Source organism: Mesobacillus sp. S13 (assembly GCF_020422885.1).
Classification (GTDB): Bacteria; Bacillota; Bacilli; order Bacillales; family Cytobacillaceae; genus Mesobacillus; species Mesobacillus selenatarsenatis_A.
In genome coordinates this window covers 1073461-1086270 of sequence record NZ_CP084622.1, presented here as the reverse complement: position 1 = coordinate 1086270, position 12810 = coordinate 1073461, and the positions used below count along the sequence as shown (strand labels likewise).

Sequence of the window (12810 nt, the reverse complement as noted above, 5' to 3'; positions counted from 1 at the left end):
TTACGAATTCTGTACAAGATGGTCTTTCAACTGATCCCTTAATGCGCGCTTCAGAAATTTTCCGACGGATGTTTTCGGGATTTCATCCATAAATACAACATCGTCTGGGAGCCACCATTTTGCGAACTGCGGTGTGATGAAGTCCAGCAGTTCCTGCTTGTCGACCTGCCCCTTATATTGTTCTTTCAGGACGACACAGGCAATCGGGCGTTCCTGCCACTGCTCATGCGGGACGGCGACGACACTTGCTTCAAAAACTGCTTCGTGGGCCATCAGTGCGTTTTCAAGATCGACGGACGAGATCCATTCCCCGCCGCTCTTGATTAAATCCTTTGTCCGGTCAACAAGCTTGATGACCCCTTCTTCATCAACTGTTGCCACATCTCCAGTGTATAGCCAGCCATCGCGGAAAGCGTCGTCAGACCTCTCATCCTTATAGTATTCGTCCGCAATCCATGGGCCGCGAAGCAGGAGTTCTCCCATCTCCTCGCCATCCCACTTCACTTCACCGTCGCCGCCAATTACTTTCATTTCCAGGCCTGGCACAAGGAGACCCTGTTTGGAGCGGATATCTAAAATTTCGTCTTCGTCCAATCCGACCTGGTAGCTCTTCAGGCGGGAAACCGTTGCCAGCGGAGTGGTTTCAGTCATCCCGTATGCGTGCAGGAATGGAATTTTATATTTCGTTTCGAACGCCTTGATCATGCCACGCGGCGCAGCTGATCCCCCGCAGACAATCGATCTTAGCGAAGAGGTATCATAGCTTCCTTTTTCAAGCTCATTCAGCAAGCCTAGCCAAATCGTCGGCACTCCCGCGGTGAAGGTGACTTTTTCCTGTTCAATCAGATCTGCAAGCAGTTTAGGAGTGAATAATGGTCCTGGGAGCACCTGTGTCGAGCCGAACCATGTTGCTGCGAATGGGAGACCCCAGGCATTGGCATGGAACATCGGCACGACCGGCAGGACGACATCAGTTTCAGATAATGCAGCAGTGTCTGCTAACCCGAACGCGAAGCTGTGGAGGACGATGCCTCGATGGGAATAAACCACCCCTTTAGGATTGCCAGTTGTAGCCGATGTGTAGCACATCCCTGCAGGTTCATTTTCATCGATATCTTTCACGAATTCGAAGTCCGGACTGCCATCGCGAAGAAGCTCCTCATAGGAATAGACTGGCTCCAGTGTCGTTTCAGGCAGTTCATCTTTGTCGGTCATGATGATGTAGGCCTCTACCGTTTTAAATTGATCCTTGCTCCGCTCAATCAGCGGCACCAGGTCTTCATCAACCAGCAATACCTTATCTTCTGCGTGATTGATAATATACGAGACATGTTCAGGTGACAGGCGGATATTGATGGTATGGAGAACCGCCCCCATCCCTGGGGCAGCAAAATAGACCTCAAGATGGCGATGGTGATTCCAGGCGAATGTGCCAACTCTGTCTCCTTTTTCCACTCCAAGCTTTTCAAGCGCGCTGGCCAGTCTGCGGGTCCGTTCGCCAACCTCCTTGTAAGTGAATCGGTGAATACCTGATAGCGTCCGTGATACCACCTGTTTTTTCGGGAAAAACTTTTCTGCTCTTTCCAATAGCGATCCTACTGTCAATGGAACATTCATCATACCGACATTTCCCCTTCCACTCTTAAAAATATAGATTTTGTGAACCTACTAATTACTGCTTTTTAGACTAAGCCACTCTTGCAAGATCTCTTCTGTCTGTTCTCCTTTTTTTGGAGGAGCTGCTTGCGGTTGCGACGGCAAATCTGCATGCATTTTAATATGGCCTTCTGGCATTACAAATTTCTTTTCCCTCCAATATGGATATTGAGCAAGCTCTCCGGCCTCAAGTACAGGCGTTAGGCAGCAATCGACCTTCATTCCAAAATCCGCCCATTCTAATAGCGGTTTGCTTTTAAACAAATCAACAAGCTCAAGATAAACAGGATTCGTGTTATCCGGTCTGGAATAATGCGCGGACAGCCATTCCTCCCTATCGACAGCCTGACAAAAATTGTTCCAGAACTTTGGCTCCAGCGCCCCGAGGCTGACATAGCGGGCATCCTTTGTTTCGTAAAGCCCATAGCCAATGACCGTACCGTTCAGTACAGAAACACCTTTTTGATAGCCTGTTTCCTTTTCAATCAGGACATGGTTTGTCATCAATGATGCCATACTGTCAGCAATGGAAATGCAATGATAGCTGCCCTTTCCCGTTTTTCCCCTGGCCACAAGTGCTGCAAGGATACGCTCACTGGCCGCCATTCCGCCAATATAATCAGAAAAAGTATGGGATGGATGTACCGGCCTTCCTGTACGATCTTTCATCTGGGCCAGGGCACCGCTCAAGCTCATATAATTCAGGTCATGACTTCCAAGTTTGCTCATTTCCCCATTCTTTCCGTATCCAGTGACCGAACAATAGACAATACCGGGGTTTATTTTTTTCACAGCGTCATATCCGAGTCCCAGCTTATCCATCACTCCTGGCCTGAAGCTCTCAACCACCACATCCGCCCTGGCCAGCAAATCTAGCGCCAGCATCTTTCCTTCTGGCTGCTTCAAGTTGATGACAAGGCTCTTTTTGCCGCGATTATGTGCGTTGAATACATAGCCGTTTCCTGTATTCCTTGCCGGGTCTCCCTCTGGCGCTTCAACCTTTACCACCTCGGCCCCAAGCTCGGCAAGCCTGAGAGTCGCGAAAGGGCCCGGGATATAATTGGTGAAATCAACTATTTTTATTCCGTCTAACATGATAAAAAAACCCTTTCCATTAAGTCGGCTGCCCTTTTGAGAACAATTCTTCCATTTGCTTGCGCAGCATGAACTTCTGGATTTTCCCACTTGCGTTCCTAGGGAGTGCTTCTACAAATACGTACTTGCGAGGTCGCTTGTAATTCGCCAGGCTGTCACTGTTCTTGCACCATTCATCCAAATCCTCTTCGGTAATTTGGCTATCTTTTTTCACGACAAATGCCGTAACGGTTTCACCCCATCGGTCATCAGGCTGGCCGACAATTGCGACATCCAGGACACCTTCATGGGCATGGAGAACATCCTCGACCTCACGAGGATAGATGTTTTCACCGCCGCTGATAATCATGTCATCTACCCTGTCTTTCACCCATAAATAACCCTCTTCATCGAGGTAGCCAATATCGCCTGAATGGTACCAGCCTTTATACATTGCTTTTTCAGAAGCCTCTTCACGATTGAAGTAGCCGGTCATCATGCATGGGCCCTGGACGATGATTTCCCCGCTTTCGCCTGGAGGCAGGATATCGTTGGGGTCGGAAGGGCCATCCTCGTTCGGGCGGACAATCCTGATTTCATGGTTAAGGCACGCCTGGCCTGCTGCACCTGCTTTTGTCAGCTGGTCATATTCTGAAAGGAAGGTAATCGCGGGACCCATCTCCGTCATTCCATATGCCTGGACTAGCTTGATGCCCAGCTGGTCATGGCAGGCATGTACGAGTGAAGGCGCCATCGGGGCAGCTCCGTACAATCCCAGTTTCATGCTCTCGATATTATAGTCTGATAGTTTCTCCTGCAAAAGCATATTCCACATCGTTGGTGCGGCGAAGAACTTCGTGATTTTTTCCGAATCAATCAGTTCCAGTACTTTCTTTGGTGCGAATTGGTGAAGGATGACATTGCTGCCGCCCGCATGAATTCTCGGCAGGAATGCACAGTGGAGCTCGGCACAATGGAACATCGGCGCCGTTACCAGCCCTTTATCACTTGCATCCAGCCTGGTGGATCCAACGACGATCAGGCTTTGCTCAACCATATTGCGATGCTTGTGCATAACGCCTTTGGGCCTGCCTGTCGTCCCGCTTGTGTACATGATCGCGTAAAGGTCGTTTTCGTCAACTTCGATTTCAACAGGCCTGGTATCTGCTGCTTCCACTTTTTCATGGTAGCTCTGTGCGTATTCAGGAGCATCTTCATCGATGTACCAAAAAGAGATATGTGGGAACCTGTTTTCAATGGATGCAATCACTGGCTCGACCGCATTTTCAAAAAGAACAACCTTAGGAGCGGCGTCTCCGAGAATGAACGCAACTTCCTCTCCCATCAGCCTGAAATTGATAGGATTGAAGACTGCGCCGATTTTCGCACAGGCAAAAAATGCTGTACCCAATTCCTCGGTATTGAACGTGAAAGTAGAAACCCGGTCGCCCTTCTTCACTCCTTCAGCAAGAAGCGCATTGGCGAACCTGTTCACTTCATCGTTCCATTCACTATAAGTAAAGCGGACATTTTTGCGAACATCATAGAGGGCTTCCTTGTTCGGGAACTTCATTACCGTCAGGTCGAAAATTTTGCCGATCGTCGTGCTCATTTGCATTCCTCCTAATAAAATGTCGGTTTTATGCTTTACTGCGTCACTGATAAAAGTCGCCCCATTGGTGACCTGTTTCTTTTGCTTTGCCAATTTTCGGCCGCCAACAGGACGGATTGGTGACCAATTTTTCGGACTACTACAATTTTCGGGCGCGAATAACACTCATTGGTGACTTATTTTTCTAACTTCTACAATTTTCGGGCACCAATAGGACTCCTTGGTGACTTATTTTCTACCTTCTACAATTTTCGGGCACCAATGAGTGTTAGAAACCTTTTAGTCTAACCGCTCTATAATGGTCGCGTTCGCCATGCCATGTCCTTCACACATTGTCTGCAAGCCGTACCGTCCGCCGGTCCGCTCGAGTTCGTGCATCATCGAAATCATCAGACGTGCGCCGCTCGCTCCAAGAGGATGGCCAAGCGCGATTGCGCCGCCATTCGGATTTAGCTTCGCAGGATCGGCTCCCGTTTCCTTCAGCCATGCCATCGGTACAGGTGCGAATGCTTCGTTCACCTCGAAAACATCGATATCCTCCAGCTTCAAGCCTGCTTTTTTGAGGACTTTTTCCGTTGCTGGGATTGGCCCTGTCAGCATCAAAGTCGGATCGGATCCCACTACAACCCGGGTGTGAACCTTGAAGCGCGGTTTCAAGCCTAATTCCTCCGCTTTTTCACGGCTCATCAAAAGCAGGACTCCGGCACCGTCACTGATTTGGCTCGCGTTGCCGGCATGGATGACTCCATCCTCTTTGAAGACCGTTTTCAATCCGGCCAGTACCTCAGGTGTCGTCCCTTCACGAGGGCCCGAATCATCGGTCATCAAGGTCGTTTCACCATTTTCAAGAGTGACCTCCAGCGGCATGATTTCTTTTTTGAAATAACCTTCTGCCTGGGCCTTCAGGGCGCGGCGATGGCTTTCAGCAGAAAACTCATCAAGTTCACTTCGGGTAAAACCGTATTTCTCCGCAATTCGTTCTGCTGATAGACCCTGATGGATCATTTCATACTGCTCCCTTAATTTAGGGCTGAATGGGTTGGCATCCTGATAATTGGAACCCATTGGAACACGGGTCATATTTTCAACTCCGCCGGCAATGACTACATCCATGTCCCCCGCAAGGATTGCCTGGGCGGCAAAATGGACTGCCTGCTGGCTGGATCCGCATTGACGATCAATCGTTGTTCCTGGTACTTCAATCGGGAAACCGGCAGTTAAAGCGGCTACCCTGGCAATATCGCCGGCTTGTTCTCCTGACTGTGTCACACAGCCCAAGATGACATCTTCTACAAGCCCAGCATCGATTCCAGCCCGGTTCACCACTTCTTTAAGTACTTGGGCAGCCAGCTCATCCGGCCTGATATCCTTTAATAACCCTTTTCTTCTGCCGACAGGTGTCCTGACAGCTTCGACGATCACAACTTCACGCATGCTTCATCTTCCTTTCTGTATAACGTCTTCTGTTTAAACTCTGCCAAACTATAAGCCAAGGTTTTTAGCAACGATGGTCTTCATGATTTCATTCGTTCCTGCATAAATGCTGGCAACCGGGATGTCACGGAATCTTCTCGCAATCTCGTATTCTTCCATATACCCATAGCCGCCATGGAGCTGCATGCATTCGGCGGCGATCTTTTTCGCGCTATCTGTCAGCTTCCACTTGGCCATCGATACCTTTGTCACAACATCCTTGCCTTCGATATGCTCGGCAATCAGCTGGTCAAGAAAGGCTCTGCTCATTTGGATTTCTGTTGCCATCTCGACAATCTTGAATTGTGTATTCTGGAACTTGCTTACGGGCTTGCCGAATGCTTCACGGCTTTTAACATAATCGATTGTCTGCTTTAGCATGACTTCGGAAGCTGTCTGTGCTGCAATCGCAACAAGCAGGCGTTCCTGCTGAAGCTTTTCCATTAGATAAAGGAATCCCTTCCCTTCTTCTCCAAGTAGGTTTTCCTTCGGTACCCGGCAGTCCTCAAAAATAAGCTCTGCGGTATCCTGGCAGTGCAGCCCGACCTTATTCAGCTTCCTTCCACGTGAAAACCCGGGTGTATCTCGCTCAACGACAAGCAAGCTCACACCTTTATGCTTCGGATGCGCCTTCGGATCGGTTTTACAGGCAACAACAATCAAATCGGACTGAATGCCATTTGTGATGAAGGTTTTTTGCCCATTTAAAACATAGTGGTCTCCATCAAGGATGGCGGTGGTCTGGATGTTCGCCAGGTCCGAACCTGTCCCCGGCTCTGTCATTGCTATAGCCGTGATAATTTCACCCGTCGTACATTTAGGCAGCCAGCGCTTTTTCTGCTCATCTGTTCCATAAGAAGTGATATATGGAACTACGATGTCATTATGCAGCCCTACGCCAACCAGGCCGGAGCCTACCCGCTCGAGCTCTTCATTGATGACAACGGCGAATCCCCAGTCAACCTCACTGCCGCCGTATTCCTCATCGATATCCGGACAAAGATAGCCTTGCTCACCCATCTTCTCCCAGAAGGAGCGCGGAATCATCCGCTCTTCCTCCCACTGGTCATAGAAAGGATAGGCCTCCTTTTCTAAAAACTTCCTTAGTGACCTGCGAAAAATCTCATGATCATCCGTTAAATAAGGGTGTTTCATATTTGCATCTCCCCTTTTCTCTCAAACTATTAAAGCTTCACTTCATTCAGTTTCTGGCGAAGCTGGTATTTCAGGATTTTACCGGAAGCGTTCCTTGGCAATGCCTCTTCGATAAAAATCTTTCTCGGCACTTTATAGCCTGCCAGTTTTTGACGGCAGAAAGTCTTAAGCTCCTGCTCGTCAACAGCCGCTCCCTGTTTTGGCACGATGACTGCGCAGACAGCTTCTCCCCAGACTTCGTCAGGCAGTCCGATAATCGCTGCCTCCATTACGGCAGGATGTTCATAAAGGACCTCTTCTACTTCAATGGAGTAAACATTTTCCCCGCCCGAAATGATCATGTCTTTTTTCCGGTCGACGAGTGTGATATATCCTTCTTCATCAATCGTTGCCAGGTCACCTGTATACAGCCACCCGTCTTTAATCGTTTTTGCCGTTTCTTCCGGCTTCTTATAGTATTCCTTCATGATGGACTCGCCTTTGATGACGAACTCGCCGACCGCACCTGGCTTGATATCCTTGCCTTCTTCGTTCACCACTCTGGCTTCAGTCAGGAATGCGGCTTTCCCGCCCTTCCCAAGGTGGTGCTTATGACCTTCAGGCCCAAGCAGGATTCCACCAGGACCAGCCTCCGTCAGGCCGCAAAGATTATAGAACTGGTCTGTCCTGAAAAGTTCCATACTTTTTCGGACAAGTTCCGGCGCCATTGGTGCAGCACCATATCCGCATCTTTTGATTGAAGACAGGTCGTATTCAGAAGCATTCGGCACCTGCAGCATGAAGTTGTACATAGCAGGCACGCCAAAGAAATGGGTTATTTTATGCTGTTGGATTGCCTGGAGAGTGGTAACTGGATGAAAATCCCGATGAATGATATGAGTGGCTCCAAGAACGACACCGGAAATCAGGAACAGATTAAGCTGGGCCGAATGAAACAGCGGAGCGATGTGGAGAATTCGTTCCTCCTGGTTGATGCCCATGCTGATCATCATCGTCAGTCCAACATTGAACACTCGTTTATGGTCAAACAAGGCACCCTTGGGTCTGCCAGTCGTTCCAGACGTATATAAAATTTCCAGGTCATCATCATCGCTGACTTCAATTTGTGGATTGGAGGCATTTTCAGAAAGGACATGATTGAATGAATGATGCCCGACTGCTTTAGGGGTTCCGGTCGTGATGACATGCGCTGCATTTGTCCCTTCACGTGCAGAGGTGATGATATCCTCGAATTCATCATCACAAATAACCAGGACCGTTCCGGACTGTTCAAGTATGTAATGGACCTCGGATGCTGTCAGACGGAAATTCACCGGCACAATCACCGCCCCGATTTTAGCTGCTGCAAAAAAAGCAAACACAAACTGATCAGAATTCTTCATCATCAGAGCGACTCTCTCGCCCTTGCGAATACCCAGACCGAGCAGGCCATGAGCCAATTTGTTCACTTCTTCATTAAACTGCTTGTAGGTATAACTCCTGCCTTCACAATCAATCGCTAGCTTCTCCGGTGTTTTCTTCGCATTCTGCGCTAAATATGAACCAATATCCATTCACAACATCCCCCTTGATTATATTTGAAAACGCATTCAACTTTATTCATGCAATAATTATGCCAATTTTCCGAAAACTAGGAAGGCGGTAAAACCAAGGAGTAAAAAATGTAATCGTCCTGCACAGTGTCCGAAAATAGGACACTGTGTTTGGACACTATGATGTGATTGGCGAACTTGAAAAAACAAGTGATAATTCCACTTCGAATAAAACTTTCTATACGCTCAGCTGATATTTCTTTATTTTTTCATATAAGCCGGAGCGGCTGATGCCCAGCAGTCTTGCTGCTTTGGCTTTGTTTCCATTCGCCTGGGTAAGGGCTTTTTTGATTGCGCCGAGCTCGGCATCTTCCACAAGGCTGATTTGTTCGGTCGATGGACTGGATAGTTGCGAGAGCAAGTAGTCGGGCAGATCCTCAGACTGAATTTTTCCGTGCTCGGCAAAGGTCATAGCGCGCTCAAGGACATTCCGCAATTCCCGGACATTGCCTGGCCAACTGTAGCGCAGCAGCGATTCCTTCGCCTGTGAAGAGATACCTGTGATGCTTGTTCCCAGCATCGAATTCAATTCTTTCATTAAACCTGTGATCAAGTACTCGACATCCTGCACACGTTCCCTCAGTGGCGGGATATTCAAGGAAATGACGTTCAAGCGATAATAGAGGTCCTCCCTGAATTCCCCCTGTTTCACCATTTCTTCAAGGTTCCGGTTTGTGGCTGCGATGATCCGGACATCGACCTTCACCCGCACATTTCCGCCTACCCGATAAAACTCCCGTTCCTGCAGGACTCTCAGCAGCTTTGCCTGGAGGGAGAGTGACATATCACCGATTTCATCGAGGAAAAGCGTCCCGCCATTCGCAAGGTCAAATTTACCGATTTTACCGCGCTGCTTTGCCCCTGTGAAGGCACCTTCTTCATAACCGAAAAACTCCGATTCAAGCAGGTCCTCAGGTATCGCGGCACAATTGACGACGACAAACTTGCCATCGCTCCGGGCGCTGCTGTTATGGATGGCATGCGCGAACAATTCTTTCCCTGTCCCGCTTTCCCCCCTGACCAATACTGTGGATCGGCCTTTTGCTGCTTTGGCAGCACTTTTCTTCAACTTCTCCATATAAGGGTCTTCGCTATAAATATGATCCCAGGTAAATCTGGCCGACTCTGATTTCTGCAGCTGCTGATGGTAAAAGCTTGCCTTGTTCTCCGCTTTCTGAAGTCTCTTGAACAACTCGCTGACCTCGTTCAACTGGCGGAACATCACTTTTCCAATCGCCCCGATCACCTTGCCATCCTTTTTGATTGGAATGCGGTGGACAATGTATCTAATTCCGTTCATTTCGTTAAAATCGCTGACTTCCGCCATTTCAGACCTGAACACATTGCCAAGCTTCAGCTGTGGAAGTACTTGCTCAACTGGCTTATATAAAACTTCTGTTTTTTCTAGGTTGAACAGTTCGAGCAACGGAGGACTGACCATTGTGATCATGTTCCTTTCATCGGTCATCAGGATTCCATCATAAGCATTCTCAAGCGTCGTCTCGATTGTCAGCTTCAGCTTTTTGACTGTCTCGAGCTCTTCCGCCATTTTTTCAAATTCGGAAATATCCTGGAATAACAGGATTTTTCCTTCTTCATGATTGACTGTTTCATACGATGATATATGAAGGATCGACTTGAATTTTTCATAATGATGCGGCGAACTTTCTTCGTGAAGCAGCCCAGGGAAAATCTCGTCAAGTTCCCTGGACATGATGGAATCAAATGTCCGTCCGCTGATTTTGGCAAAAGCGTCATTCGCATACACCACTTGCATCCTTTCATCAGTCATGAGCACCCCAATATTGGAATGCTTCAGGATTGTTTCCAGCTGATCCTTGAGTGTATTCGCTGATTTTAATAGAGCGAGCACCATATCGGTCTTGGTCAGTAAGCCGATGACCTTATCCCGTTCATCAAGCACAACCCCAGTCCCAACCTGGCTTGTCTTCACAATTTGTTCGATTTCCCTGTAAGGAGTATCTATTCGTAGCGACCTTACTTGCTTCTTTATGTATGGCCGGATTGGTGCATCAAGCGGACTGCCATCGAGTATCATTTGGTAAAGCCCGCTCCGAGTAAAAACCCCGTGCAAATTCCGCTCTGCATCTGTCACGGGCAGCAGGTTCCATTTTTCCTTTTTAAAAAATCCAAGAGCGTCTCTTAATGTAGTTTTTTCTGTGACCAGGCAGTGGACAGGCGTCACAATATCCCTGAATTCTATCATTGACTTTCCTCCTTCACGGAGAGATTTCTGAATATTATAACTTCAATTATATAGGAGTGATTCAGAAAGGTACACTTATTGAATGTAAAAAACCTGCTCCAAATAGGAACAGGTTACAAAATTAGCGTGGGATTGTAAGCTTCTGGCCAATATACAAATATTTTGCCGGATCAAGATTATTAGCCTTTACGACCGCATCGATTGTCGTGGCATATTTCACACTGATTTTCCACAGCGTGTCTCCACTTACCACTGTATGGACAACAGGCTGGACAGCCGGTGGTTCCGGCGTCGGAGTTGAAGAGGGAATCGTAAGCTTTTGACCGATATACAAATATTTTGCCGGGTCAAGATTATTTGCTTTTATGATTGCATCAATGGTTGTGCCATATTTTTGGGCAATTTTCCAGAGAGTATCTCCTGATTGCACCGTGTGGATCACTGGCTGCGGAGCTGGTTCTGGCGAAACCGTAGCCGGTACTTTTAGCATTTGGCCAATATACAGATACTTATTTGGATCAAGATTGTTCAGAGTCACAATCTCTGAAATGGTTGTGTTAAACTTGGCTGCAATTTTCCATAGAGTGTCACCGCTCACCACAGTGTACTCAGCAGTGTTGGGAACTGTCGGAGGAACAGTTTCAACAACAAGTTCTACATCACTTACATTGATTGTTCCAGATACACCTTCCTTGACCAGCACCTCGTACCGGCCGTTTTCAACTGTTTCAGAAATCAATGGGAATGTATCACCCTTAACAGCCGTATACCCCTGTCCTGCCGGGTACACAGAAAGCTGAGCCTTCTCAGCGACTACTCTGACACGCTTTTCAGGCTGAAGTGCTTTTACCTCATAGCCGCCTTCAAATCTCACATTGTCTATAAAAGAGATATAACCTGCGCTTGCTCCTTCAATCAACATGACTTTTATATAATAGTTTCCATTAACGGCTTTCCCGCCGTAAAAGTCGGTACCATCCCATGTAAATGTTTGAGTTCCCGCCTGGAAAGACTGCTCGGTGATGACATTTTTCATATGCGCGCCTGCGGCATTCGCAATATAAATAGATAGTTTTGCCGGCTCAGCCAATGTGAATTGCCCTGAGACCGTGTCGTTGATCCCATCACCATCGGGGCTGATTACGTCAGAAATGAAGACACCGTCCGTAACCACTTGTTTTACTCTCCAGAGCGGAATATTATAGTCACCATCCTTAATGGTAACCGTTCCTGCTTTCTGTGAAGACTGTTTCGTCGCTGGGTAGTTATATGCCGTTTCAATGAAATTAAAATTCACATCATATGTTCCATCCGCAACAACTCGTCCCGCATTATCTCTTCCATTCCAGGTGACAGAATGGGTGCCTGGCAAAAGCTTCATCTTACTGCCTCCATAAATCTCGGCACCATTTTGCCAGATGCTTAACTGGACCTCGGCTGGACGATTCAAATTGAAAGGGATCTGAACTGTTTCTGTTCCGCCATATTTTGGGGCGAAGACGGAAGGATTGATGGAAACCTGGTCGATCAAAGGCTTTGGATTCGTCTCATTGACAACCGTCAGTTTGCCAAGCGGATAACCTTGCATCTGGTTGTAACCTTGATCAGACAAATAAGCCTTCAATTGGTATTCCCCAGCTGGCAATGGAACTTTCTTCGTATCGTCCCATGGTACCCAGTCTACTTTGTGGACTGTTTTAAAATCGGTAGAAGAAAGGTTGATTTTCGTCTGGATACCGTTGCCTACTGCTAAAATATGACCACGCGTCGGTTCGCTGGTCTTCAGCTCAAAAGTAACATATCCTGGCACACTGTTCCCTTGGTATGCAACCGTTCCAGTAGACTGGCTGAAGGAAGTGACCTCCGCCATCGCAGAAGCGAATTGTGGGAAGGTAACAGCCGACGCAAGGAGTATAAGCATGAAAATTTTAAAAAATTTCGTTGTCACTCTAGTTGTCCCCTGCTCTCTGTTAAAATGTTATATTGCAAAAATATCATATTCGTTTTCTAGACTTTCCACA

The 12810-nt window shown here is 47.7% G+C and carries 8 protein-coding genes; all 8 read right to left on the bottom strand.

The window, feature by feature from the left end; translation table 11 throughout:
• Positions 1 to 1620 carry a long-chain fatty acid--CoA ligase gene (locus tag LGO15_RS05470; protein ID WP_167833403.1) on the bottom strand — a complete coding sequence of 540 codons (1620 nt, stop codon included), beginning with the start codon at positions 1618 to 1620 and terminating at the stop codon, positions 1 to 3.
• Between the two features lie 48 nt (positions 1621 to 1668).
• Positions 1669 to 2751 carry a CaiB/BaiF CoA transferase family protein gene (locus tag LGO15_RS05465; protein WP_226087034.1) on the bottom strand — a complete coding sequence of 361 codons (1083 nt, stop codon included), beginning with the start codon at positions 2749 to 2751 and terminating at the stop codon, positions 1669 to 1671.
• A gap of 19 nt (positions 2752 to 2770) precedes the next feature.
• Complete coding sequence (locus LGO15_RS05460) at positions 2771 to 4342, bottom strand: fatty acid--CoA ligase (protein WP_226087826.1); 1572 nt, start codon at positions 4340 to 4342, stop codon at positions 2771 to 2773.
• 279 nt (positions 4343 to 4621) lie between these two features.
• On the bottom strand, positions 4622 to 5776 hold the full coding sequence (locus LGO15_RS05455; protein WP_226087033.1) for a thiolase family protein: 1155 nt from the start codon (positions 5774 to 5776) through the stop codon (positions 4622 to 4624).
• Positions 5777 to 5824: 48 nt separating this feature from the next.
• A complete protein-coding gene (locus LGO15_RS05450; RefSeq protein ID WP_226087032.1) occupies positions 5825 to 6970 on the bottom strand; it encodes an acyl-CoA dehydrogenase family protein in 1146 nt (381 codons plus the stop codon).
• 29 nt (positions 6971 to 6999) lie between these two features.
• A complete protein-coding gene (locus LGO15_RS05445) occupies positions 7000 to 8523 on the bottom strand; it encodes an acyl-CoA synthetase (protein WP_226087031.1) in 1524 nt (507 codons plus the stop codon).
• 217 nt (positions 8524 to 8740) lie between these two features.
• Positions 8741 to 10789, bottom strand: coding sequence for a sigma-54-dependent Fis family transcriptional regulator (locus LGO15_RS05440; RefSeq protein ID WP_226087030.1), 2049 nt, complete (start codon positions 10787 to 10789; stop codon positions 8741 to 8743).
• A gap of 121 nt (positions 10790 to 10910) precedes the next feature.
• Entirely contained in the window at positions 10911 to 12737 is a 1827-nt protein-coding gene (locus LGO15_RS05435) for a LysM peptidoglycan-binding domain-containing protein (protein ID WP_226087029.1), read from the bottom strand.
• Positions 12738 to 12810: the final 73 nt, after the last annotated feature.

Bases quoted from the DNA above. Each gene is read 5' to 3' on its own strand.
- LGO15_RS05455 (WP_226087033.1), bottom strand. From the start codon at position 5,776: ATGCGTGAAGTTGTGATCGTCGAAGCTGTCAGGACACCTGTCGGCAGA.
- LGO15_RS05450 (WP_226087032.1), bottom strand. From the start codon at position 6,970: ATGAAACACCCTTATTTAACGGATGATCATGAGATTTTTCGCAGGTCA.
- LGO15_RS05465 (WP_226087034.1), bottom strand. From the start codon at position 2,751: ATGTTAGACGGAATAAAAATAGTTGATTTCACCAATTATATCCCGGGC.
- LGO15_RS05460 (WP_226087826.1), bottom strand. From the start codon at position 4,342: ATGAGCACGACGATCGGCAAAATTTTCGACCTGACGGTAATGAAGTTC.
- LGO15_RS05470 (WP_167833403.1), bottom strand. From the start codon at position 1,620: ATGATGAATGTTCCATTGACAGTAGGATCGCTATTGGAAAGAGCAGAA.
- LGO15_RS05445 (WP_226087031.1), bottom strand. From the start codon at position 8,523: ATGGATATTGGTTCATATTTAGCGCAGAATGCGAAGAAAACACCGGAG.
- LGO15_RS05440 (WP_226087030.1), bottom strand. From the start codon at position 10,789: ATGATAGAATTCAGGGATATTGTGACGCCTGTCCACTGCCTGGTCACA.